We start from the raw sequence: 24623 nt of genomic DNA, 5'->3' as shown, positions 1-24623 counted from the left end.
AGAGAACGCGAAGATAAGTATATGCCCGCGATCATTCTCTTTCCCCAAGCCTTTGATGAGAATTAACGGATATTATCTGCTAGACTACTGCCTAATACACATAAAAAAATCTGCTGCACAGATGTCGCTTTTTCGTTTTTCCCTGCGTGAAAATTGTATACAGTAGGAACAATGAAAAAATCAATAAAATGGGATATTTACTATCAAAAATGAGAGCATATGACTTATAAACCGCATGTTTTTTCTATTTCTTCAGGAACTGCTTTTTTACCACATTTTGTTGATGCACTACTCTCTGGTGTTCTCATTGATAGCTTTGCACCAAATGGAGATATTCAGACTGCTCTTGCTGATACTCTTATTTACGTACCAACACGCCGTGCTGCTCGCGCTTTACGTACAGCCTTTGTTGAAAAAAGCGCTACAAAATCAACTTTCTTGCCAACTATACGCGCTCTAGGAGATCTGGATGAAGACAGTTTCTTTTTTGTTGAAAACTGTACCTTTACCTTAAATTCTCCGATTGGAGAAACTGAACGCCTTCTACTTTTAGCACGCCTTATTCGTTCTTGGCGTGAAAATTTACCTGCTCATTTGCGTGCTATGTTTGGTACAGAAGACGTGCTTATTCCTGCTCATACTGCCGATGCAATTTGGCTTGCTCAAGATTTAGCACATTTGATGGATGAAATTGAAACAGAATCAGCCGATTGGTCAAAACTTAAAGACATTGCTCCTGATATGGTAGCTGAATGGTGGCAAATAACACTCGATTTTCTCAATATTGTTACACAAAGCTGGCCGCAAATCTTACAAGAAAGACAACAAAGTAATCCAGCTGAATGGCGCAATCAAGCACTCAAAATACACGCCGAGACTTTACACCACACACAACCTAATAAACCTATACTTGCAGCTGGTGTTTCAGGGTCCATTCCTGCCGTTTCTCATCTTTTAAAGGTAATTGCCTCTCTGCCAAAAGGAGCTGTTGTTCTTCCCGGACTTGATCTGCACATGGATGAAGCACAATGGGAAGCATTAGGTACAATTAATGAAGAAAAAACAACTTGTGATTTTTTCAATCATGCAACAAATGCTTTTAGCCATCCTCAATATCATTTAAAAAAACTTCTCTCTCTCATGAAATGTCATCGCATTCATGTTCGCGAAATTGGTCAACAAAGTGCAATAAAGAAAAGGCGTACAGCTCTTTTATCAGAAGCCCTCCGACCAGCCTCTACAACAGATCGATGGGTACAAATTGTCCGCGATGATTATGAAAATCTTTGTGCAGATTGGTCATTCATTGAAACTATAAACGAGCGCGAAGAAGCTATTGCTATTGCTGTTGCCTTACGCAATGCTATTGAAGAACCTCAAAAAACCGCAGCTCTTATTACAAATGATCGTAATTTAGCACGTCGTGTCTCCGTTGAATTACAGCGATTTGGAATTGAAGCAAATGATTCAGGAGGAATACCATTAGCACAAACACTGCCTTCAACTTTGTTACGGCTTATTTTAGAAAATGTGTTTCAGCCTAGTGATCCAATTGCTTTTCTTTCCCTTCTCAAACATCCACTTACAACACTCAAACAAAGCCGTCATCGCTTACGCGAAATGGCAGAAAATTTTGAACTCTTTATTCTTCGAGGCAGCACTGGCCGTATTCATCTTTGCAAATGTGACCACTTTCTTGAAAAATGGATGAAAACACATTCCCAGAATACTTCTGATAACTGCATCCTTGATCAACAAAAGTGTGAAGAAGCACATCTGCTTTGTCAGCTTTTGGTCAAAGCTGTTGAACCTTTAGCGTCTCTCATGGAACAGGAAGAGGAATGCAGCATAAATGAAGCCGCAATAGCTACTGTTGAAGTTTTTGAAAATTTTGGGCGTGATGAAAACGATTCCCTTGCCCATCTTTATCAACATGAAGCGGGACAAGCATTATCAATTTTTTTGCGTGAATTGGTGAATGATCAATCAGGGCTAAAATTTCGTCTTTGCGAATGGCCCGCTATGTTTTCAGCGCTTATAGCAACCCGCTCGGTCACACCTTCCCCTGGAGGACATCCACGCTTATTCATCTGGGGCACTTTGGAATCACGTCTGCAAACAGTTGATACAGTGGTCATCGGTGGTCTCAATGAAGGATCATGGCCTATCACAACCCGTAATGATGCTTTTTTATCGCGGCCGATGAAAATGATGTTAACTCTTGAACCGCCAGAACAGCGTATTGGTCTTTCTGCACATGATTTTCAATGGGCTATGGGAATGAATAAAGTAGTGATGAGCCGAGCACTACGGGTTAATCATGTTCCTTCACTCCCTTCACGCTGGCTACAACGTTTAGAAACTGTCGTAGGAAAACAGGTCTGGAAACAAATCCGTGCACGAGGTGAAAGGGTGCTCCATTGGGCAAAAATGCTTGACAATACAAACATGGCTGTCTGTGCAAAACGCCCTTGCCCAATACCGCCCCTTGATATGCGCCCTCGCCATTTTTCGATCACTGAAATAGAAACGTTGAGGTATGATCCTTATGCCATTTATGCCAAAAAAATCTTGCGTCTCAAACCACTTAAAGCACTCATCCATGACCCTTGCGCGGCTGAACGTGGAACGCTTTATCATGCTATTCTTGCTGCTTTTGGAACACAAGTAAAAAATCCAAATGCCGCAAATGCATTAGATATACTCCTCACACTTGGACGACAAGAATTTGATAAGTGCAATTTACCTGCCGATATTGAAACAATCTGGTGGACAAATTTTGAAAATCTTGCTCCTTTCATTCTTCAATGGGAACAAAGTCTAGGGCCTCGAGAACGACATACCGAAGTAGTATCCGAAAAAATACCCATAGGTACAACAGGGGTAACTCTTTCAGGACGTGCTGATCGTATTGATGTATTAGCAAACAAAACGGTTGAAATTATCGATTTTAAAACCAGTACGCCTCCCTCATCAAAACAAGTTCGTGATTTATTATTTCCACAATTAGCACTGGAAACAGCTTTGTTAATGAAAGGAGCCTTTACAGATTTTCAAAATCTTATCCCCTCAAATTTATTTTACATTCCCCTCAATGGAAAAGGTGAAATTACTCCTAAATCAATTCTTTCAAAGAAAGGGGAAAAAGAGCACCAAAATGTCATTAGTCTCGGTGAAAAAGCATGGGAACATCTTATCGCATTAATGGAGTATTATAAAAATCCACGACAAGGCTATCTTTCGCACGCAGTCCCCATGATAAAACAATATGAAAGTGACTATGATCATCTGGCACGCTTATGGGAATGGTCAACTGGATTTCATAGAGGAGATCAGTCATGACTTTTTTTTCTATTCCAGAAGCAGCCCTTGATGCACAAGCAACGGCAACACACCCAAAAACAAATGTATGGGTTTCTGCAAATGCAGGCTCTGGAAAGACCCATGTTCTAACCGAACGCGTTATTCGTTTGCTTTTAAACGGTACTCCTCCAGCACGTATTTTATGCCTTACTTATACGAGAGCCGCCGCCGCTGTTATGCAATCGCGGATTTTTCGTACACTCTCCAGCTGGAATGAGCTCGATGATGCACAGCTTAAAGAAATCTTATCGCAACTTGAAAACAAACCTATCAATGCAACAAAAATAACTTATGCACGCCAACTCTTTGCTCGTGCCCTAGAAACACCTGGTGGCTTGAAAATACAAACTATTCATGCATTTTGCGAATCTCTTTTGCATCAATTTATGCTAGAAGCCAATATTGCTGGACATTTCGAACTCATAGATGATGTCAACCGCAAAAAATTACTACAAGAAGCCCGCAGCCAACTTTTAAAGCATAATGATGCACAGCCCACTTTGAAACAGCTGCTTAAGATTATCAGTGAACACACTTTTAACCAATTGCTGTATGAAACAACTGAAAAGCAACATAAACTGTCTGGTTTCTTGTCTTCTCTTCTCTCTGAAAATGGAGAAGAAAAATTGCGTGCGCTGTTTAATTTAGCACCCGATGAAACAAACCAACGGTTGTTGGAAAAAATTCAACAGACTGCTTGCCTGCCTCTTTATGCTTTTACACATTGCCAAACTTACGGCAACCAACACCTCAAGGATATGATCGCGAAATTTTCTCAATTAGCGAAAGCTCGTGATGAAACAACCATTATCAACTTTATTTCCGATATCTATTTTACCACAACAGGAAAGCCCCGTAGTTTTTCACGTTTATCTTGTAAAAAATCAGATGAAATTTGGCCCTTTATTCAACAAATGCTTGAAGATAAACAAAACAAACTTTCTGTTCTTTTAGAAAAATATCAATGCTTAAAAATCGTTACACTCAATATGGCTGCTTTTCAGCTTTGTGCCATGTATCTCAAAATCTATGCGAATTTAAAAAAAGCCAATGGTTTCTTAGATTTTGATGATCTCATTGAACGCACGCTCCATTTGTTACAGCGTAAAGGTGCAAGCCAATGGGTGCACTATAAACTTGATAATGGACTTGATCATATTCTGCTTGATGAAGCACAAGATACCAACCCTGAGCAATGGCAAATTATTCAATTTTTGGCACAAGAATTTTTCACAGGTTATAGTCAACGCACAAACATACGTACTCTTTTTGCTGTTGGAGATGAAAAACAATCTATCTATTCTTTTCAGGGCGCTGCTCCAGAAAATTTTGCTGCAAATGGCAAAATTATTCAAAAAAAAGCAGAACAAGCGAAGCAGAAATTTGAAAAAATACAACTAAATTATTCTTTTCGCTCCACACCCGATGTTCTTAAAAGCGTTGATCTTGTCTTTGAAACACCAGAAAATTATAAAGGGCTTTCAGCAGAAAATACAAAAACGGTACATGAAGCTATTCGTGTTCATAGCCCAGGTGAAGTTATTCTATGGGATGCCATTTCCAAAGAAACAAACGAATTTCCTGATGATTGGCATGCAACTGTTGATCAGTTAGACACACCCGCAGTACGTTTAGCAGAAAAAATTGCTGAAACTATTGCAGGCTGGTTACACAATGGAGAAATGCTTCCAGCAAAGGGGCGTTTATTGCGTGCAAGTGATATTATGGTCTTGGTTCGTAAACGTGATCAATTTGCCTTAGCGCTTTCTCGTGCTCTTAAACAACGCAATGTACCTGTCGCTGGTGCTGACCGTTTACAGCTTACAAAACATATGAGTGTGCGTGATTTAATGGCACTTGGACGTTTTGTTTTACAACCACAAGATGATTTATCTCTTGCTTGTGTTTTAAAAAGTCCACTCTTTGCACTTAGCGAAGAGGAACTTTATCAACTTGCCGCTCACCGTACAGGTTCCCTTTGGCAAAGCCTTTGTATGCAATCATCATCGCATTTCCCTTTTAAAGATGCTTTTGAAAACTTGAGTAAATATCGTACTTTAGTGGATAAAATACCAGTTTTCGAATTCTATAGCCATATCTTAAATAATGATAAGGGACGACAAAAGATTCTAGCGCGCTTAGGATCGGAAGCAAATGATGTACTTGATGCTTTTATGGATTACACACTTACGATTCAAAAAACGGGTTTACCAGGATTACAAGCTTTTTTGGAAACATTAAGTATAAGTGAACCAGAAATTAAACGTGAGTTTGACCAAAACCATGAAGAAATTCGTATCATGACTGTTCATGCTGCAAAAGGACTGGAAGCTGCCGTTGTGTTTCTTGTTGATCCTGGTAGTGCAATCTGGCATCCCCAGCATGCACCTCACTTGCTTAAAGTTCCCTTGAACAAAGCACATTTAAGCGACCAACAAGCTTTTATCTGGCGTCCTAATGCAGAATTTGATACAATGCCCTCTAAACAGGCAATCTCGCGCTTAAAACAGCGTGCAGAAGAGGAATATAGGCGCCTTCTCTATGTAGGAATGACACGCGCGGAAGATCGGTTGTTTGTTTGCGGGTATAGTAGTGAGAGAAACACCCCTCATACGTGGCTACAATTGGTAAAGAAAGCTCTCAAACCGCATGCAGTTTCCATCAAAGGTCCTGCAGAAGATATTGCAGCTTGGCGTTATTGCATCACAGATTCTTCTTCTGCCCCAATAAACCAAGAAGTCTCTTGTGCTGAGTGCCAAGCACTTCCACCTCTACCAGATTTTTTCTCCCATAAAGTACCAGCAGAACCGGTGTTACCAAAACCGCTGAGGCCATCTGTTGCTAGTCTTTCCATTGAGGCTGATACCGAGATTTCTCCCAATTCAAAATATCTTAGCATCTCGCCTGTCTTAGGAGAAACAAATACCAACAGAGCTTTTTTCATTGAATATGGTAATATTGTTCACCGATTGTTGCAATATTTGCCCAATTGCCCTCCCGAAAAACGTCGAGATTATGCCCAACACTATCTCAACACCAAAGCCTCTCATTGGCAGGAGTCCCAAAAAGAAAAAGCACTTTGTCATGTTTGGAAAATTTTAAATCATTCGTATCTCAAGCCCCTCTTTTCTGGCCATTCACATGCTGAAGTGTCCTTAATGGGCACTGTCAAAATCCGTGGAAAAGAACAGGCAATTTCTGGTCAAATTGACCGCCTATGCATCACAAAAAATAGCATTATCTTTGCTGATTTTAAAACAGGAATCCCACCAGAAAACGAAGCTGCTATCGCCCCACATTATTTACTACAAATGGCTCTTTACCGAAAATTGCTGCAAGCTATTCATCTTGATAAAGAAATCCAAGCTCTTCTTGTTTACAGTAAAGAAGCAAAAATTTTCAAACTCTCTCCGGAAAAACTCGATGCACTTCTTGATGAAATTGCCTTATAAGCTAAAGAACTTCTCTTATAATTTATCTTTGCAATAACTTGATATGAAGTGCCATTATACCAATCTATAGAAATGGATATAAAGGATAAAATAATGAGCTGTATAAAAATTGATAAGAGCAATTTTGAAAGTGAAGTTCTCACCTCTTCCATCCCTGTTGTGGTTGATTTTTGGGCAGAATGGTGTGGTCCCTGCAAAATGATTGCTCCGATTTTGGATGAAATTTCAACAGAGATGCAAGATCAGATCAAAATTGCCAAAATAAATATTGATGAAAATCCAGAATTGGCGACCCAATACGGAGTACGATCGATTCCTACTCTATTGATGTTCAAAAATGGAAATGTCTCATCGAATATGGTTGGTGCTGCTTCTAAAGGGCGTGTTTCTGAATGGATCAAAGAGGGGCTTCGTTAAGTCCATTTATAGTAACTTTTTCCCAAAGGAGAGAGATTTTATCTCTCCTTTGTGCTGATTTGTAAAAAAATAACTTCTTTTATCATAACAGAAGCTTTTGTTTATTCAGAGCGTATTTGATAATCTTTAAAAGTTGCAAATTTTATTTTTGGAGCCCGCTCTGCTTCATAATTCAATGAAAAATGATTTTCTGCCAAAAAAACTGGATCACCATCCAAATCATGCGCAATCGCAGAGCGGTGATTGGTAAGAAATTTTTGCAGATCATCTTTTGTCTCTGCTGAAATCCAACGACATACATTAAAACGTGCTGATTCAAAACTCACCGGTAAAGAATATTCCACCTTAAGTCGCTCCGTTAAAACATCAATTTGTAATGCACCAATGACCCCAACAAGAGCAGGTGACCCATCATCAGGAATAAATAATTGCACGACACCTTCTTCAGCCATTTGCTGTAAAGCTTCTTTGAGCTTTTTTGCTTTCATCGGATCACCCAAACAAACACGACGTAAAATTTCCGGTGCAAAATTGGGTACACCTTTAAAAAGAATCTCTTCACCTTCAGTCAAAGTATCACCAATTCGCAGCGTTCCATGGTTTGGAAGACCAACTATATCACCGGCATAAGCTTGATCAGCAATTTGACGCGAGCGGGCAAAGAAAAATTGCGGTGCTGAAAGTGTCATTGACTTTCCAGTCCGTACCAGCTTTGTCTTCATACCACGCTCAAGCGTTCCTGAACACACCCGCAAAAATGCAATACGATCACGATGATGTGGGTCCATATTAGCCTGAATTTTAAAGACAAACCCTGTCATTCTTGGTTCCATCGCTATGACATTGCGTTGATCTGCTAACTGATTACGAGGACTTGGACCAAAATCAATAAACGCATTGATCAAATCACGAACACCAAAATTTCTTAAAGCCGAACCGAAATAAACCGGTGTCATATGTCCTTCACGGAAAGCTTGCAGATCAAAATTTTTGCAAGCACTTCGCGCAAGGTCTACTCCTTCGATAAAAGACAAGCGTTGATTTTCAGGAAGCAACTTTGCAACTTCGTCAGGTCCAGAAACCGTCTGTTGCGTAACCTCATCATCTTTTTTTCGAAAACGGTCATGATGAAGGTCAAATGTTCCAACAAAATCTTTACCTATACCAATGGGCCATGTTATTGGCGCGGTATCAAGCGCAAGTTTCTCTTCAATTTCATCTAAAAGTTCTATAGGGTCGCGCGCCTCACGATCCATTTTATTGACAAAAGTAATAATAGGAATATCCCGCATCCGACACACTTCAAACAATTTCAGTGTTCTCGGTTCAATTCCGCGTGCACCATCCAGCACCATAATAGCACTATCAACTGCCGTGAGAGTACGGTACGTATCATCGGCAAAGTCCTCATGACCTGGAGTATCTAATAAATTAAAGATATGGTCTTGATATTCAAATGTCATGACTGAGGTCACAACAGAAATACCACGATCGCGTTCAATATTCATCCAATCGGAACGGGTTTGGATACGATCTTTTTTCGCCTTTACTTCACCAGCAAGTTGAATCGCTCCACCAAACAATAAAAGTTTTTCTGTTAGTGTTGTCTTGCCCGCATCAGGGTGAGCAATAATCGCAAATGTACGCCGCCGTTTTATCTCCTGCGCTCTCTGTTCCATTATTCCCCCGTCGACCGTGCAAGCGCTTCAGCAATCAGTGCCCGCATTTCATTAATCCCATACAGTGCAATAAATGATCCTAATCGTGGTCCTCGTTCTTGCCCTAAAAGGACTTCATAGAGCATTTGAAAAAAGATATTTGAAACACCTGGACCTCCTTCAGGGCTTTTTTTGTTATGGTCTTGATAACGCTCCGTTAAACGTGCAACATCCAGAAGCGCATTTTGAAGAATGTTTCCATCAACATTTTCCGGCAAACTAGCTAATTTTGCATCGATTTGCTCTAATGTTATGCGTTCATCGTTATCTGGTGTTCGAAACTTTTTGTTTGGTTTGACAAAGACATCAAAATATTTAATGGCAAATTGTACCAACTGATCAAGTTCTGGATAAACTTTCGCATTAGCTCCTTTAGCATAGCGAGAAATAAAACCCCAAAGAACCTCTTTATTCTCCGCATTTGAAGCACTAACCAAATTTAAGAGCATCGCAAAGGATACAGGCAAATCAACCTGCGGAGGGCAACCATTATGGATATGCCATACGGGATTATTAAGCCGCTCTTGCCAACTTTGACGACCATAGGCTGAAAGATGCGCATAATACTCATCAACGGCTTTTGGAATAACATCAAAATAAAGTCGTTTTGCTGTTTTAGGCTTTGAAAACATGTAAAGCCCTAAACTTTCCGTTGGTGCATAAGTTAACCACTCATCAATGGTTAAACCATTTCCCTTGGACTTGGAAATTTTCTGCCCCTTATCATCCAAAAAGAGCTCATAATTAAATCCTTCTGGCGGATTTCCACCAAGTATTTTGCAAATTTTAGAGGAAAGATTAGTAGAATCAATAAGATCTTTACCCGCCATCTCATAATCAACTCCGAGTGCTTTCCAGCGCATCGCCCAGTCCACCTTCCACTGGCATTTAACCTTGCCACCTGTGACCTCCGTTTCAATGGTTTCTCCGGTTTCAGGTTCAATATAGGTAACTGTTCCTTTTTCAATATTACGAGCAATCATTGGCACTTGTAATACTTTTCCAGAAAAAGGAGAAATAGGTAAAAAGAGAGAATAGGTAGCCCGCCGTTCTTCACCCAATGTTGGTAGGATAATTGCCATTACCTTGTCGTAACAGATAAGTATTTTTAAAAGTGTTTCATCAAAACGACCGGAGTTATAATAGTCCGTGGCACTTGCAAATTCATAGTCAAAACTAAAACGATCAAGAAAAGCGCGCAAACGTGCGTTATTTGCTACTCCAAAAGAAGGGTAACTATCGCCAAAAGGATCTGGTACACGACTGAGCGGTTGACCAAGATAACTTTCCATCTTTTCGCGATCAGGTACATTATCAGGTACTTTGCGCAAACCATCCATATCATCAGAAAAACAAAGCAGTTTTGTTTTAACTTTATTCTCCGTGAGAATATGGAAAGCATGACGCACCATGGTTGTACGTGCTACCTCCCCAAAGGTTCCAATATGCGGTAAACCAGAAGGTCCATAACCAGTTTCAAATATTACACTCTCTGGATAACCTGTTTTTTCATACCGCTTTATAATCTTACGTGCTTCTTCAAATGGCCAAGCTCTCGATTGAACAGCCGCATCTTTTAATTCTGGCGTAAGGCTAAGGGCATCACACTGATCACGCATCATTTCTTTATCCTAAAAATTAAACTCTTTCACGATATGGTGTATGGTTCTTGAATTTATTCGTCAATAATAGCAAGTGAAAAGGCATAAACTCTTATCATACTCTTGCCATAATCAGCATCCGCCCTATTGTTTTGCTTATATTTTATGTCAATAAAAGTGTGAATATTATGAATCGCAATTTACTTGTTTTGATTATCGGCGCTTTAATCGTTCTTCTTATAGGTTTTTCTTATTACACCTATCGGCAAGAAAGCAAAACCTCTAGCATTGAACTCAAAATTGATAAATAATCTATCTGCGACCAAAATCAATCAAAGAAATTACCTTCTTCAACTTTTGATATAAAAGCTGTTCTGCGCTTAACACTGTCAAAATGGTTTCTGTTATGTTTTTGTGTGTGTTAATGAGCGTGCTGCTAATGTGCGCAAACGCAGGGCATTTAATTTAATAAAACCAGCGGCATCTTTTTGATTATAAGCACCTTCATCATTCTCAAAGGTCACTAATTTATTGGAATAAAGCGACTTTTTGCTTTGACGTCCTTCAACAATCACATTACCCTTATAAAGCTTTAATATAACTTCACCTTCAACATTTTCTTGGGATAAATCGATAGCAGCTTGCAACATTTTGCGCTCAGGAGAAAACCAAAAGCCGTAATAAATAAGTTCTGCATAACGCGGCATTAATTCATCTTTCAAATGAGCCGCCCCCCGATCCAATGTCAAAGATTCCATCGCACGATGAGCAGCTAAGAGAATGGTTCCTCCTGGTGTCTCATAAATACCACGCGATTTCATACCGACAAAACGATTTTCTACCAAATCTAACCGACCGATACCGTTGTCGCGTCCATAACTATTCAATTCAGAAAGTAATTTCGCAGGCGATAAACTTTTCCCATTGATCGAGATTGCATCACCTTCTTTAAAGCCAATAGTGATTCTAGTTGCTTGATCTGGAGCAGCTTCCGGAGAAAGAGTACGCATATGCACATATTCAGGAGCAGGAAGTGCCGGATCTTCTAAAATTTTTCCTTCTGATGACGAGTGCAATAGATTTGCATCAACCGAAAAAGGTGCCTCACCTTGCTTATCCTTTTCCACCGGAATTTGGTGTGCATGCGCAAAGTTAATCAAATCTGTCCTGCTTTTAAAAGACCAATCACGCCATGGAGCAATAATTTTTATATCAGGATTAAGTGCATAAGCAGAAAGCTCAAAGCGTACCTGATCATTACCTTTTCCTGTTGCCCCATGAGCAATTGCATCTGCTCCTGTTTCTTTGGCAATTTCAATAAGACGCTTTGCAATGAGTGGACGAGCAATTGACGTTCCTAAAAGGTAGGTCCCTTCATAAACTGCATTAGCTCGAAACATCGGAAAGACAAAATCACGCACAAATTCTTCACGCAAATCTTCAATATAGATTTCTTTAACACCAAGCATTTCAGCTTTACGACGGGCAAGCGCTAACTCTTCACCCTGCCCCAAATCGGCTGTAAAGGTTACAACTTCAACACCTAATTCACTTTGCAACCATTTAAGAATAATTGACGTATCCAGTCCCCCTGAATAAGCCAAAACAACTTTTTTAACATTTTGCCATTTTTTCATTTTAGAACTCTACTGTGTTTGTTTTCTTTGAATTTAGAATTATGCAAAGAATGAAAATAAACTCCTTTTGAGCAGCATTTAAAAGATGCAAAAAAAAACAAGAAAGTGTAAAGAAGCATTTTTTGTAAGAGGTGTAAATTATTTGGACCTCTTTACACAATAATGAAGAGGTTTATATGTCATTTCTTCCTGAGTGGTCTATTTTAATACAGTTTTCTGCGGCATCGTTGATTTTAGCACTTATTCCAGGACCTGATATGATGCTTTCTATAGGACGAACCATCACACAAAACAAAAAAGCTGGAATTATGTGCGCTTTAGGAAGTGCAACAGGCTTTGCCATTCAAGTTACCGCTGTAGCACTTGGTTTGTCAGCTCTTATTTTTGCTTCACCACACGCTTTTGTTCTTCTTAAAATTGCTGGCGCTTTTTACCTCTTATGGTTTGCTATTCAAGCATTACGTAAACACTTAACATTTTCTGTTGAACCAGTACCATCTAAATACCAAAGCTCTAAACGCAACTATCTTGCTGGTATTGGAATTAATCTTTTAAATCCCAAAATCATTCTCTTTAATGTGACTTTTTTACCGCAATTTATCAATGCTAAAGATCCTATGGCAACACAAAAATTACTCATTTTAGGACTTTCTTATATCCCTATTTCTCTCCCTATTACAATTTCCGCGGTTTTTATGGCGCACAAACTTTTGAAAAGCCTCAAACAAAATCCTCTTTATATGCGTTTTCTTAACTGGCTTATTGCTGGTACTTTTACCAGCTTTGCCCTCCATCTCCTTATAGCTGAAAATTGAGTCATTTACAGGCAACAGCATTCTCAGATTGTAAACGCTCAGATTTTCGTAAACGCTCTGAAACCGATTTAAGCTGACCACATGCAGCCAAAATATCGCGCCCACGCGGTATTCGAATAGGTGAAGCATAGCCTGCTTTATTAATTACATCAGCAAAACGCTCGATTTGTTCCCAATCAGAACATTGATAATTACTCCCTGGCCACGGATTAAAGGGAATCAAGTTGATCTTCGCAGGAATCCCTTTCAGTAATTGAATCAATTGCTTAGCATCCTCTAAACTATCATTTATATCTTTCAGCATAACATATTCAAATGTAATTCGCTTTGCATTGGAAAGACCAGGATAATTACGGCAAGCATTCATTAACAAAGCAAGTGGATACTTTTTATTGATTGGAACAAGCATATCCCTTAGCGTATCATGTACTGCGTGGAGTGAAATCGCCAACATGACACCAATTTCCTCTCCGGTTCGGATAATTCCAGGAACGACCCCACTGGTTGAAAGCGTAATCCGACGTTTTGATAAAGAAAGCCCATCTCCATCGGAAGCAATCAATAAAGCTTTTTTAACTGCTTCAAAATTATAAAGTGGTTCTCCCATTCCCATCATAACAATATTGGTGATTTTGCGTCCTTCAACTGGAACAATTGCTCCATCAGGAGTATTCTTATCAGGAAAATCCCCTAAACAATCGCGCGCAATCAATAACTGTGCCAAAATCTCTTCCGCTGTTAAATTACGAACAAGAACTTGCGTTCCCGTATGGCAAAAAGAACAGGTTAGCGTACACCCTACCTGAGATGAAAGACACAAAGTACCGCGCCCTTCTTCAGGAATGTAAACTGTTTCAATTTCAACAGGCCTTCCAGCACCACGTGCTGGAAAACGCAAGAGCCATTTACGCGTACCATCTTTTGATATTTGTTCTCCAACAATTTCCGGACGCGCAATAGAAAAATGACTTTTAAGCATTTCTTGCATTGGTTTAGAAATATTCAGCATTTCATTAAAATTTGAAACGCCACGCACATAAAGCCAATGCCATATTTGGCGTACACGCATACGTATTTGACGTTCTGGCACACCGACAGTCTTTAAGGCCTGCATCATTTCATCTTGCGATAAGCCAATTAGGGAGAGCTTAGAATTTTCCTTCACGACAACATTGTCTGTGTCTCGTGCTAGACATGAACCAACTGGTCTAAGGTCATATGAAACGGCCATTGTTTTCCAATTTATATTACACTTTTAGAGTTACAGAGACCTTAATGGCATTTCTGGACCGCATTTAATGCAGCGGTGACCCCTTTTAAGGAATAGGTATAGGTTGTATAAGTTCCTCGTTTTGAGATGGCCTTCACTGTCATACTTATCCCAGCACGCATAGCAGAAACAAGTTGTTTTTCTGACTCTGGTGATGCCAACCAAGCGGAGGAATCCTTTGTAAAAAAATCAAAATTCTTCTCTCCAATGGTCACAATAACTTTTGACCCTTCTTTAAAGGTATAACCAGCCATGAATTGTGGTTCAAAGGAGACAGGCGAATTCGAGCGCCTGGTTACCAAAAAGAAATTATCGCCATGATTAACTGTCGTTGGAAGCGATTCTAAAGGTACTGACAATGCGTAGCAAATTGTATTTTCTGGCGACTTATAAGAATAGGCTCCCCAAGCTTCAAATTGATTTAAACGGCTTGGCGCTTGTGCACATGTTGCTCCAGCTGTAACAAGAACCATTATAGATGCAGCAATAACAGTCTTTTCAAACATCTTCATTTAACTCACTTCTTTAATCTCTAACAAGATTCTCTTCATTGGAAAAGTTCTACAAAAACTCGTCAATATCCTAATTCAGTTGCTTCAATCTTTTTAACAAACAAAATACTTTTACGTTGATCAAAACAGTTTTCTTACTTTTAATTGTGACCTTTTAGTCGTTACTAAAATATGAACTTTTTATTCAATAACTAGATTAAAAGAAACAACATTTTGATTTTATGCGACAAATTTTGTTTCTCGTATAAAAATCTATCTTTTTAAGCAATTGGAATTCAAAATAAACTACGTCCTTTTACCGCAAGAAATTTGCTACAAAATCTTAGAAATGCATATTATCAAAAAATAATACAAATCTCATAGCTCTGTGAATATCATTCATAAAACTCAAGAACCCATGCATCTACGTTAATAAAAATCGCAAAATATTCTATTTTTGTACAGATTATAGTGTGTCCACACTTCATATTCAATATCGTCTAGACACTAACTTTTTACAATTTTAAAGCCTTAATAATATGCAACTACTGCTTCAATTATCGTGTATATAATGGAGTTTTCTTGTTTTGATTCTATTTACTCTCCCCATTTGCTTTATCATTTTTTATTGCCAATTTCTGAAATGATTCGAGTAATCTACACTAACTTCATTATATTGTTTTAATGTACTCAATAATCTCCATTCTCCTTTACCCAAAAATTCTGAGGAATTCTTTTGGCAAATGTCGTGTCTTGTTTTAATGTGATTTATGAACAAACATGTCAATTTCTTTTCCTTTCAACAACCGTTCCTAAACCCTCTGTTTTATAGTTTTTTAAACGATCACTTAATTAATTACTCCTATTGAGGCAGCTTGCACACAAAAAATAAAATTAACGGATGAACACCAAAGTAAAGAGTATTATAGTAGATACTTCACACATAAAAAAAATAACAAAAGCCATAATTTGTTTCTGGCCCCTTGTTCTCTGAAATGAGAATTTCTTTGGGAGCAATTTCTTCAAAACCACACAATATGATCAGTGATTTCAGTTTCTTAAGCGCAAATTATATTATTTTCCAACCGTGCTCTGTGGTGCACCATCGGCAATAATATATCCCACCACCCTTTAAGCTGCATTTGATTCTGAATTCTGAATTAATAAAGCATAAAGAGCATTTGCATCATGGGTGTTGCGCAATTTTTGAACAACATCAGTATGACGTAGAACACGTGCAATTTGTGATAAAGCCTTTAAGTGATCTGCACCAGCGTTCTCAGGCGCTAAAAGGAGAAAAACAAGATCAATAGGTTCGTCATCGAGAGCTTCAAAATCAACTGGGCTTTCAAGGCGTGCAAATATGCCAACAATTCGGTTAATATCCGGTAATTTTCCATGAGGAATCGCAATACCACCGCCCAGCCCCGTTGAACCTAGTTTTTCACGTTGTAAAACAATATCAAAAATTACATGTTCACTAAGACCTGTCAGCTCAGCCGCCTTTTCGGCTAAAATTTGCAGAACTTGTTTCTTCGAATTTGCTTTAAGAACCGGAATAATTGCTTCCGGTGCAATTAACTCACTCAAATTCATACTTTAATTTTCCTTTTACACGCTCAAATGCTCACCTATAAACTTGTAAACGGTGTTATCTAAAGTTCTTTCACTTTCTCGCATCATCGCATGTGACTTTATTTTTCAATTTATAACGGGTGATATTTCAATTCATCCAATATCACTCTCAGCGCAACAATAGATAGTAATTCAGCTCCTCGTTAACAGCATGAGAAAATAAGGAAATAACGTTGTCCATAAAATTAATTTCCCCACAATACCAGCAAAGACCATTATTCATAAACTTATCGACCTTTTCGTTATAAGAGTTAGTGTACAATTCTTCATCAGATCTTATTCTTCCTTTTAAGAACCAGCTTCTATAAAGTGAGAAGCGTATCGCGGTAAAATGGCACTTTATTTTGACAATGACTATGTGGTTTGAGTGCTACATAATGATCTAAAAACTTTAAATCATCCAACGACTGTTTTAAAATCACAGACTCATCCTTATATCTGCAGCTGTGCACCCACTTTTAAACGCGTAATGCAAACCAACAAAATACAACAAGTCCTATTTGACAACCGTAATAAACATAACCCTTGATGTTACCATAAAAATATCCGAAAACAGCATCATCGATATGTTGTTTGATTTAACAAAGAAAAATATTAATATCTGTATACCTTCCAACAACACGCGCATTTATTTATAGCCTCGTTTATCATTCATTATCAGGTTAATCTAGTAGTATCTTTTCCATGGTACAATCAAAAGCAAACTAAACCGCTAAAATAATAAAACTATCTCAGCTTTATGAGGTCCTTTTTCAATACTCAGCAAAAATTCAGTTTAAATTTACGATAATTAAAAAAAGCTTTGGCATAAATAAGGAGCTCCTCAGCAATAACATTATAAACAGAAATTTCCAGAAAATATCCTATTGCTATCTCCTCTAAAAAATACCTATTCTCTCCTTTTTACATTTCAAAAACTAAACTGTATCCCCTTATTTACCTTTAAGATTTTAAAAACATCATCACAGTTTTTACAATGGAATAACTCTTGTTTTTGATCATGTAGCAAAAATAATTAACAAAAGATCAAAATAAAATTCATCCTCTTTTGTGGAATGGTTTTAAGTCGCTGAATATGTGGAAATGATGTTTCTGTTTATCATGTTGATTTATTTAAGCTTAAATTAGGACTTATAGAAGCTGTAAAATTAAAGAGAAAATTGATTTCCTAAATAAATTCTGCGTACATCAACATTGTTGATAATATCGTTAGGAGAACCATGAACTAATACTTGTCCTGCGTGAATGATATAGGCACGGTCGACAAGCCCTAATGTTTCGCGCACATTATGATCCGTTATCAAAACACCAATTCCACGTCGTGTTAAATGACGAATAAGCTGCTGAATATCAAAAATGGCGATAGGATCAATTCCTGCAAATGGTTCATCAAGTAACATAAAATTTGGGCGAGAAGCTAAAGCACGTGCGATTTCAAGTCGCCGACGCTCACCCCCTGATAAGGAAAGTGCAGGCATTTTACGTAAATGTTCAATTTTAAATTCATGTAAAAGACTCTCTAACTCTTCACGCCGCTTAAGGCGATCTTTTTCAACGACCTCCAAAACAGCTTTAATGTTATCTTCTACTGAAAGACCACGAAAAATAGAAGCTTCCTGCGGAAGATACCCAATACCCAAACGAGCACGTCGATACATCGGAAGATGCGTGATATCAAAGCCATCAATTTTAATGGACCCTCCATCAGATTTAATGAGTCCCGTAACCATATAAAAACAGGTTGTTTTTCCCGCACCATTGGGACCTAAAATGCCAACAGCCTCTCCAGTACGAATGCCAAAAGAAACACCATTAACAGCCTGTCTTCCACGGTAAACTTTAATCAAATGACTGGCAATTAAAGTCCCCTTTAAGCGCTTTTTTAAAGCTTCACCTGCAAGATCATGTTTGTCCGTCTGTTTTTTTCTTTTGATTCCAAACATGAAATCTTAATGGCCATTCTGTTGACTTTGTTTAAAAATGATAGAAACACGGCCCTTTTTCTCAGATGTCTCACATCCTTCTAGAAAAGCTTTTCCGCTTTTCATATCTGCCGTTAATTTGCACCCCGTTGCTACATTATCACCGTCAGTTAATACAACATTCTTCCCTGTCAAGCTCATTATTTTAGACTTTCCATCAAAAACACCTTTATCACCCGTAGCGATTTGTGTAGCAATTTTTATATAAACTTTTCCTAAAGCTTCCATTTTCTTAATACTTGTCGAGCCAAACCAAGCAGGTGATAATGCCTTCGTATCTACTTGGTTCTTATTAGCACCTTTATGCGCTTTATCGTAGTAAACAATTAATTTTGCTGTTCGCAGAAGACGTTCACCTTGAACCACCGAAACATCACCATTAAAGAGTGCTATCCCCTCTTTATCACGTATTTCTAAAGAATTTGCATAGAGTTCTAACGGTTCTTTGTCATTTGATAAATTAATCCCAAAATGAGCACCTTCAGCATATCCCAAAACTGTTCCAAACCCTAATATGCCCATGCTCAAAGCCAAAGCTACACACACCCATTCTTTGTATGATCCCCTCAGCTTCATCTCATCACTCTCATATTCTTCTGTTTATATATACACATACTTCTCTTTCATAAAGATCACTTAAGGTTCGTATCGATACTCTCTCATTGTTTGTCAAACACTAAACGCACACCACCATGAAAGTATATATTTTGTCCTTTTTCTCGAATTTGCAAAGCATTTGCTGCAAGATGTAAACCTGCACGCTGAATATTGACGGGTTGTTTCGTATTTAATTGCCCTTCTGATAAATTAATATCTGCTGCTATAAACTGTGCAATCATTCCGTCATTTGTTGTAATGGTGAATGGCTTATCCAATTGTAAATAACCATTCATATTATCGTAAGATCCCCCTTGCGCATCAAGAAAAACGCGTTTTTGTTTGCCCACAGATACCTCGGCCGTAATGTTTTGCAACCCAATCACTCCAGAACGTGTACGACCTTGAAATGCCTCTTCTGCTTTAAGCCAATAAGGTTCATGAGCGCGCGTGTAACCTTCTAATTTTGGATTGCGCATTGTCAATTTCATTACCCCCTCCCCTTCATTATTCACAGTCAAAGGGTCAGAAGCAACGGGAACAAAGAAAAATGTAAACCAGCAAAAAATAAGAGCTATAGCCAATGCTAAGAGAGGTAAAAGAAATTTTAATACGCTAATGCGACGCGAATGACGGGATGCTTTTTTAAAAACATCACCAAAAGATGATTGCGTTAAAAAGTCTTCATGATGATTGTGTACGGACATACTATCCTAATCTCTTAAATGTTCCGCATTTTTCAATTTTTATACCCCCCTATAAGGTGTATTTTAAAATTTTGTTTCTTGCAATTTGTTTTTTCTTGGTTTTATTTTGCTTCCATCCATTTATATATTGTAATATGCATACATGGAATGCACAATTATAGAAAATCTTTTTGTGTGAAAGCGAGGCTATTTTGGTTAAATCAGAGCTTGTGCAAATTATTGCCCGTCAGAATCCACATCTTTTTCAACGTGACGTGGAAAATATTGTAAACGCCATTTTTGAGGAAATTTCAACAGCACTTGCGAATGGTAATCGTGTTGAGCTTCGCGGTTTTGGAGCTTTTTCTGTCAAAAGCCGTTCAGCCCGTAACGGCCGTAACCCACGAACAGGTGAAGCCGTCGTCGTTGAAGAAAAATGGATTCCTTTTTTCAAAACTGGCAAGGATTTGCGTGATCGTCTTAACCAATGAGTAAACTTATGACAATCAAGCGTATCCTTTTAGCAATTATTGTAGTGATTCTCACAGCATTTTTGCTTGCTATTATCGTAGCTAATCGTCAGATGGTTACATTAACCCTTGATCCTTTTCAGATAAGCTCTGGAAATTTTACTTATCACGCTCCTTTTTTTATATGGTTCTTTGTTTTTTTCGGTCTTGGTATTTTATTAGGAAGCCTAATAAATTGGTTTGCGTATCATAAATGTAAAAAAGCTCTCAAAAAAAGTAAAGCTGAGCTCGAAAAATTAAAAACGTCGATCACAGACATGGTATAATAATACTTTAGAGAAACTTTTTCCCGACTGGTTCTGTGCAGAATTAAAAGTACTCTTCCTCTTTTTTCCTATACATGCTTTAATTCACTTTAAGCTTTTGCACTCTTATGAGAAATTTAAGAGCCTTTTAACACAAATTTTTAAAAATCTGTATTATGATAGCGAACATGCCTGCACAATGCTTTAAACCTCAACGCAACGATAAATATCCGCAGGAAAAGTTACCTCTTATTTTAGAAACAAGTATGAGTGCAGATTATGCTCTCATTGACTCTGGGAATGGGCAAAAATTAGAACGTTATGGAGCTTACCGCATTATTCGTCCTGAAGGTCAAGCACTATGGAAACCCGTTTTATCACAAGAACAATGGGCTGATGTTGATGCTATTTTCACAGGCAATCGAGATGAAGAAGGTGTTGGTCGTTGGTATTTTCCTAAAAAACCGCTTGGTGAAACTTGGCCACTTTCTTGGAATGGGCTGCCCTTTCTAGGTCGTTTTACTTCCTTTCGTCATGTAGGAGTCTTTCCTGAACAAGATGCCCATTGGCGTTTTATGGAAGAACAAATTGTCAACACAACACGTCCGATCAAGCTGCTCAATCTTTTTGGCTACACAGGTATTGCCTCTCTGATTGGAGCACGTGCTGGCGCAAATGTTACACATGTTGATGCATCTAAAAAAGCTATCGCTTGGGCAAAAGCTAATCAAGAAAAAGCAGGATTATCAGGTAGCTCTATTCGCTGGATTTGCGATGATGCCATAAAATTTGTCGAACGCGAACTGCGTCGGAAAAAAAACTATGATATGATTCTTCTCGACCCTCCTGCCTATGGGCGTGGACCCCATGGCGAAATTTGGCAACTGTTTGATCATTTACCAGCTATGATCACAAACTGTCGTAAACTTCTCTCCAATAAACCTCTTTCTATCGTACTTACCACTTATTCTATTCGTGCTTCCTTCTACGCACTTCACACTTTAATGCGTGATGAATTCATAAATTTTGGTGGTACGGTTGAATCAGGAGAACTAATCTTGCGTGAAGAATCCGCGGGACGCGCCCTTTCCACTTCTCTTTTTAGCCGTTGGATTGCCTGAATATGTGTATACCAAAAATCGGTAAAGTTAAAGAAATCAGCTCCCTTAGCAATCCTATCATCAAGGACATTCGAGCACTTAACCAGAAAAAAAACCGTAATCGAGAAGGTCTTTTCATGGCAGAAGGACCGAAATTGGTGATTGATGCTCTCAACCTCGGCTGGACAATACAGACACTCATTTTTTCTAAAAGCAAAATGGAGAACACTGCTATCGAAAACACCGCTGCACGCACCGTGGCAAATGGCGGTTTTGTCATTAAAGCCTCACAAAAAGTGATGGAATCCATTACCCGTCGCGATAATCCACAAACAGTTATTGGTATCTTCAAACAACAATGGCAACCACTTGAAATGATAAAAGGAGAAGCCGATGCCGTTTATGTCGCGCTTGATCGGGTGCGTGACCCTGGAAATCTCGGCACCATTATTCGTACTGCCGATGCAGTAGGAGCTAAAGGTGTTATTTTGATTGGAGAAACAACAGATCCTTTCTCACCCGAAACAGTACGGGCAACAATGGGATCGGTTTTTTCTATACCACTTTATCACTGTGATGAAAGCACCTTTTTAACCTGGTCTCAAAATTTAAAAGGCACGGTTGTCGGCACGCATCTCAAGGGATCTACCGATTATCGTACAATTAATTTCAAAAATGGTCCTGTTATACTTCTCATGGGAAATGAAAAACAAGGTTTACCAGATATTCTTGCAGATCGTTGTGATAAACTCGCACGTATTCCACAAAGTGGGCGGGCTGATTCGCTTAATTTGGCGATAGCAACAGCTCTCATGCTTTATGAAATCCGCCGTCCTTATTTAAAACTGGAACATATGAGGCCAGAACATGATACGTAAATCACTGCCTTTTTTCCTCCTTGGCTTGGTTCTGACAGTAGGACTTGATCAAGCAGTCAAATACTGGATTATGCACAATATGCCCTTAGGAACAGCAAGCCGGCTTCTTCCTTTTCTTTCTCTCTACCATGTGCGTAATTCTGGTATTGCATTTTCATTTTTTTCCTCCTTTTCTCAATGGGGATTTATTGCCATTACACTTATTATTATTGTTTTTCTCTTATGGCTTTGGAAAAAGGTTGAATATAATAAATCATTAACGCGTTTTGGTCTTACCCTTATCATCGGTGGGGCAATTGGCAATCTTATTGACCGTATCCGCTTCCACCATGTTATTGATTATATCCTCTTTCATATTGATGATATTTTTTATTTTGCTATTTTTAATCTTGCAGATACGTTTATCACACTTGGTGTTATTGCTATCTTAATTGAAGAATTACGAATTTGGGTAAAAGCAAAACATTCTTAGAATCGTAAACCGTCTGAATAAAAGCTTGTTCATTTGCCAAAAACAATCGCATTTCATAGAATATATTGATAAGATATGCACATCTTCATACCTTATATTATGGAAATCGTTTTTTACGATTTTATGTTATCGTTTTGTTAAAAGAATTCTGTTCTGTTATTTTTACAGCTATGCTTTTAAAGCATCAAGGGCAAACTGTTTTTTTAAAAAAACTGCATTTTTTTACTTTATCATTTTCCGCGTTGTTTTTTTAATGGCTATAGTCGTTATACTAAAATAATTGCACAAATTCTTTTCATTCTTTCATTGCTCTCTTTTTTACATATCTTCCAATTATAAAATTAACTCATTAATTTTAAATACAAGTAACCATTTTTCATATCGAATTCAGACTCTTTGATATTGCGGAATTTGACTGTTTCACACTGCTTTACTCTAAAACAGAAAAAACATTTAATAAAAGATCAATAGATGAATTGGTATATGTTTTGAAAATGCTGTTTTAAATAATACAATATACCTTTGATGGAACTTGCAGACGCAACATTGGTAATCAAAATATAATGATTGGTGCTGTTTGTAGTTTCATAAACACAAAGATAGTGGTGCCTAATAGATTTGATATTATATTATGAGCAATAAAAAAGTCTACTTTAACCTTCTCCCTCACAAAAGCGTTATAAATAAAGACTTAATGGTTTTATTGAAAATAAATATCTTTCTTACCAATTTGTAAGGTTTCTTCCCAAGATAAGTCTCTTGTAATTTTAAAATAAATCTCCATAATAAGGGAAGGTATGCTGGAATTCCGCCAGCGGCGCCTGGGGTTGGTTGTATATGCTAAGGTAAGAGCTTACACAAGCTTACGGTTTTAATGGCATAGATCTTTTTTAACCCCAACATCTGGTGGAACATATGCTAAAGGACTTTATATTATGGCTGATTTTAAAAATTTACGTTCGGCGTCTGTTTCCCGTGCCGATGCATCAATTGATCAAGGATTGCGCAGCTATATGCTGGGCGTCTATAATACAATGGCCATTGGTTTGCTTATTACAGCCGCTGCTGCTTACGCAATTGCATCATTAGCAACGACAACAGATATGAGCCAGGCAGCCGCTCAAATCAATAGCAGTGTTTACTTAACCTCGTTTGGAGTAACATTTTATACATCGCCGCTCTCTTATATTGTTATGTTTGCACCACTTGTGGCAGTATTATTCCTCAGTTTCAAAATCAACACGTTGAGTACAAGTGCAGCCCGCAGTCTCTTTTTTGGTTATGCTGCTCTCGTTGGGCTTTCACTGTCCTCAATCATTTTGCGCTATACGACAGAAAGTATTGTGCAAACATTTGTTATTTCCGCTGCGGCTTTTGGTTCTCTTTCACTTTATGGTTATACAACAAAGCGTGACCTTACGGCGATAGGTTCATTCCTTTTTATGGGTTTGATCGGTTTGTTTTTTTCTATGATTGTGAATATCTTTCTTGGATCAAGTGCCTTGCAATTTGCTATCTCCGTGATTGGCGTGTTGATTTTTGCTGGTTTAACAGCTTACGACACACAAAGCATTAAGTTGATGTATTACGAAGGAGATGAAAGTGACACGAAAGGTCGTAAGATTATTATGGGTGCACTGAATCTTTATCTTGATTTCATCAATATGTTTGTCTTCTTGCTACAATTTCTTGGCTCAAACCGTGATTGATTGTAAAAGTCAAAGTTATAGCTCA

Annotated in this window: 20 protein-coding genes; 11 read left to right on the top strand and 9 right to left on the bottom strand. The window is 38.2% G+C overall.

What is annotated here, in order from left to right; translation table 11 throughout:
• Positions 1-219 precede the first annotated feature (219 nt).
• The 3 genes from addB to trxA all read left to right on the top strand — a co-directional run bounded on the left by addB (position 220) and on the right by trxA (position 7232).
• Positions 220-3342: a double-strand break repair protein AddB gene (gene addB / locus J7R13_RS01635; RefSeq protein ID WP_208437169.1), complete on the top strand. Its 3123-nt coding sequence runs from the start codon at positions 220-222 to the stop codon at positions 3340-3342.
• Entirely contained in the window at positions 3339-6815 is a 3477-nt protein-coding gene (addA, locus tag J7R13_RS01630) for a double-strand break repair helicase AddA (RefSeq protein WP_208437168.1), read from the top strand. Before addB ends, addA begins: the two co-directional genes overlap by 4 nt.
• Positions 6816-6908: 93 nt before the next feature.
• Positions 6909-7232, top strand: a complete 324-nt coding sequence (trxA, locus tag J7R13_RS01625; protein WP_208437167.1) for a thioredoxin — start codon at positions 6909-6911, stop codon at positions 7230-7232.
• Positions 7233-7333: 101 nt separating this feature from the next.
• On the opposite strand, the gene J7R13_RS01620 is transcribed toward trxA, so the two are convergent.
• Together J7R13_RS01620 and J7R13_RS01615 are read right to left on the bottom strand one after the other, a co-directional pair.
• Entirely contained in the window at positions 7334-8911 is a 1578-nt protein-coding gene (locus tag J7R13_RS01620; RefSeq protein WP_208437166.1) for a peptide chain release factor 3, read from the bottom strand.
• Positions 8911-10572, bottom strand: a complete 1662-nt coding sequence (locus J7R13_RS01615; RefSeq protein WP_208437165.1) for a lysine--tRNA ligase — start codon at positions 10570-10572, stop codon at positions 8911-8913. Before J7R13_RS01615 ends, J7R13_RS01620 begins: the two co-directional genes overlap by 1 nt.
• Before the next feature lie 167 nt (positions 10573-10739).
• Here J7R13_RS01615 and J7R13_RS09805 point away from each other — a divergent pair, with 167 nt between their 5' ends.
• Positions 10740-10862, top strand: a complete 123-nt coding sequence (locus J7R13_RS09805) for a hypothetical protein (RefSeq protein ID WP_276577406.1) — start codon at positions 10740-10742, stop codon at positions 10860-10862.
• Between the two features lie 93 nt (positions 10863-10955).
• On the opposite strand, the gene J7R13_RS01610 is transcribed toward J7R13_RS09805, so the two are convergent.
• Complete coding sequence (locus J7R13_RS01610; protein WP_004858111.1) at positions 10956-12188, bottom strand: argininosuccinate synthase; 1233 nt, start codon at positions 12186-12188, stop codon at positions 10956-10958.
• Between the two features lie 176 nt (positions 12189-12364).
• Here J7R13_RS01610 and J7R13_RS01605 point away from each other — a divergent pair, with 176 nt between their 5' ends.
• Positions 12365-13003: a LysE family translocator gene (locus J7R13_RS01605; RefSeq protein WP_004858110.1), complete on the top strand. Its 639-nt coding sequence runs from the start codon at positions 12365-12367 to the stop codon at positions 13001-13003.
• Between the two features lies 1 nt (position 13004).
• On the opposite strand, the gene rlmN is transcribed toward J7R13_RS01605, so the two are convergent.
• From rlmN to lptC, 6 genes are all read right to left on the bottom strand, one after another.
• Positions 13005-14234 (bottom strand): dual-specificity RNA methyltransferase RlmN, encoded by a 1230-nt coding sequence (rlmN, locus tag J7R13_RS01600; RefSeq protein WP_208437164.1) that lies wholly within the window; start codon positions 14232-14234, stop codon positions 13005-13007.
• A 41-nt stretch (positions 14235-14275) separates the two neighbouring features.
• Positions 14276-14779: an invasion associated locus B family protein gene (locus J7R13_RS01595; RefSeq protein ID WP_208437276.1), complete on the bottom strand. Its 504-nt coding sequence runs from the start codon at positions 14777-14779 to the stop codon at positions 14276-14278.
• Positions 14780-15895: 1116 nt separating this feature from the next.
• Complete coding sequence (gene ptsN / locus J7R13_RS01590) at positions 15896-16360, bottom strand: PTS IIA-like nitrogen regulatory protein PtsN (protein WP_208437163.1); 465 nt, start codon at positions 16358-16360, stop codon at positions 15896-15898.
• 1187 nt (positions 16361-17547) lie between these two features.
• Positions 17548-18342 carry an LPS export ABC transporter ATP-binding protein gene (lptB, locus tag J7R13_RS01585; protein ID WP_208437162.1) on the bottom strand — a complete coding sequence of 265 codons (795 nt, stop codon included), beginning with the start codon at positions 18340-18342 and terminating at the stop codon, positions 17548-17550.
• Positions 18343-18348: 6 nt separating this feature from the next.
• Positions 18349-18957: an LptA/OstA family protein gene (locus tag J7R13_RS01580; RefSeq protein WP_208437161.1), complete on the bottom strand. Its 609-nt coding sequence runs from the start codon at positions 18955-18957 to the stop codon at positions 18349-18351.
• Positions 18958-19040: 83 nt separating this feature from the next.
• Positions 19041-19685 (bottom strand): LPS export ABC transporter periplasmic protein LptC, encoded by a 645-nt coding sequence (gene lptC, locus J7R13_RS01575; protein WP_208437160.1) that lies wholly within the window; start codon positions 19683-19685, stop codon positions 19041-19043.
• 191 nt (positions 19686-19876) lie between these two features.
• On the opposite strand from lptC, the gene ihfB reads away from it, so the two are divergent.
• The 6 genes from ihfB (at position 19877) to J7R13_RS01545 (ending at position 24598) form a co-directional block, all read left to right on the top strand.
• The gene (ihfB, locus tag J7R13_RS01570; RefSeq protein WP_035009128.1) at positions 19877-20155 is read left to right on the top strand and encodes an integration host factor subunit beta; all 279 of its coding nucleotides are present in this window, start codon (positions 19877-19879) and stop codon (positions 20153-20155) included.
• A gap of 8 nt (positions 20156-20163) precedes the next feature.
• Complete coding sequence (locus J7R13_RS01565; protein WP_208437159.1) at positions 20164-20460, top strand: lipopolysaccharide assembly protein LapA domain-containing protein; 297 nt, start codon at positions 20164-20166, stop codon at positions 20458-20460.
• Between the two features lie 167 nt (positions 20461-20627).
• A complete protein-coding gene (locus J7R13_RS01560; RefSeq protein ID WP_208437158.1) occupies positions 20628-21560 on the top strand; it encodes a class I SAM-dependent methyltransferase in 933 nt (310 codons plus the stop codon).
• A gap of 2 nt (positions 21561-21562) precedes the next feature.
• Positions 21563-22417: a TrmH family RNA methyltransferase gene (locus J7R13_RS01555; RefSeq protein WP_208437157.1), complete on the top strand. Its 855-nt coding sequence runs from the start codon at positions 21563-21565 to the stop codon at positions 22415-22417.
• Entirely contained in the window at positions 22407-22889 is a 483-nt protein-coding gene (lspA, locus tag J7R13_RS01550) for a signal peptidase II (RefSeq protein ID WP_208437156.1), read from the top strand. The genes J7R13_RS01555 and lspA overlap by 11 nt, the downstream gene beginning before the upstream one ends.
• Before the next feature lie 935 nt (positions 22890-23824).
• On the top strand, positions 23825-24598 hold the full coding sequence (locus tag J7R13_RS01545) for a Bax inhibitor-1/YccA family protein (protein ID WP_208437155.1): 774 nt from the start codon (positions 23825-23827) through the stop codon (positions 24596-24598).
• Positions 24599-24623 lie beyond the last annotated feature (25 nt).

This window comes from Bartonella taylorii 8TBB, assembly GCF_902825155.1.
Classification (GTDB): Bacteria; Pseudomonadota; Alphaproteobacteria; order Rhizobiales; family Rhizobiaceae; genus Bartonella; species Bartonella taylorii_A.
Note: the sequence above shows the minus strand (reverse complement) of the source record. Positions and strands in the feature narration are given on the sequence as shown.

Excerpts from the sequence above, each read along its gene's own strand:
- addB (WP_208437169.1), top strand. The coding sequence starts at position 220 with ATGACTTATAAACCGCATGTTTTTTCTATTTCTTCAGGAACTGCTTTT.
- addA (WP_208437168.1), top strand. The coding sequence starts at position 3,339 with ATGACTTTTTTTTCTATTCCAGAAGCAGCCCTTGATGCACAAGCAACG.
- trxA (WP_208437167.1), top strand. The coding sequence starts at position 6,909 with ATGAGCTGTATAAAAATTGATAAGAGCAATTTTGAAAGTGAAGTTCTC.
- J7R13_RS01620 (WP_208437166.1), bottom strand. The coding sequence starts at position 8,911 with ATGGAACAGAGAGCGCAGGAGATAAAACGGCGGCGTACATTTGCGATT.
- J7R13_RS01615 (WP_208437165.1), bottom strand. The coding sequence starts at position 10,572 with ATGATGCGTGATCAGTGTGATGCCCTTAGCCTTACGCCAGAATTAAAA.
- J7R13_RS09805 (WP_276577406.1), top strand. The coding sequence starts at position 10,740 with ATGAATCGCAATTTACTTGTTTTGATTATCGGCGCTTTAATCGTTCTT.
- J7R13_RS01610 (WP_004858111.1), bottom strand. The coding sequence starts at position 12,188 with ATGAAAAAATGGCAAAATGTTAAAAAAGTTGTTTTGGCTTATTCAGGG.
- J7R13_RS01605 (WP_004858110.1), top strand. The coding sequence starts at position 12,365 with ATGTCATTTCTTCCTGAGTGGTCTATTTTAATACAGTTTTCTGCGGCA.
- rlmN (WP_208437164.1), bottom strand. The coding sequence starts at position 14,234 with ATGGCCGTTTCATATGACCTTAGACCAGTTGGTTCATGTCTAGCACGA.
- J7R13_RS01595 (WP_208437276.1), bottom strand. The coding sequence starts at position 14,779 with ATGTTTGAAAAGACTGTTATTGCTGCATCTATAATGGTTCTTGTTACA.
- ptsN (WP_208437163.1), bottom strand. The coding sequence starts at position 16,360 with ATGAATTTGAGTGAGTTAATTGCACCGGAAGCAATTATTCCGGTTCTT.
- lptB (WP_208437162.1), bottom strand. The coding sequence starts at position 18,342 with ATGTTTGGAATCAAAAGAAAAAAACAGACGGACAAACATGATCTTGCA.
- J7R13_RS01580 (WP_208437161.1), bottom strand. The coding sequence starts at position 18,957 with ATGAAGCTGAGGGGATCATACAAAGAATGGGTGTGTGTAGCTTTGGCT.
- lptC (WP_208437160.1), bottom strand. The coding sequence starts at position 19,685 with ATGTCCGTACACAATCATCATGAAGACTTTTTAACGCAATCATCTTTT.
- J7R13_RS01565 (WP_208437159.1), top strand. The coding sequence starts at position 20,164 with ATGACAATCAAGCGTATCCTTTTAGCAATTATTGTAGTGATTCTCACA.
- J7R13_RS01560 (WP_208437158.1), top strand. The coding sequence starts at position 20,628 with ATGCCTGCACAATGCTTTAAACCTCAACGCAACGATAAATATCCGCAG.
- J7R13_RS01555 (WP_208437157.1), top strand. The coding sequence starts at position 21,563 with ATGTGTATACCAAAAATCGGTAAAGTTAAAGAAATCAGCTCCCTTAGC.
- lspA (WP_208437156.1), top strand. The coding sequence starts at position 22,407 with ATGATACGTAAATCACTGCCTTTTTTCCTCCTTGGCTTGGTTCTGACA.
- J7R13_RS01545 (WP_208437155.1), top strand. The coding sequence starts at position 23,825 with ATGGCTGATTTTAAAAATTTACGTTCGGCGTCTGTTTCCCGTGCCGAT.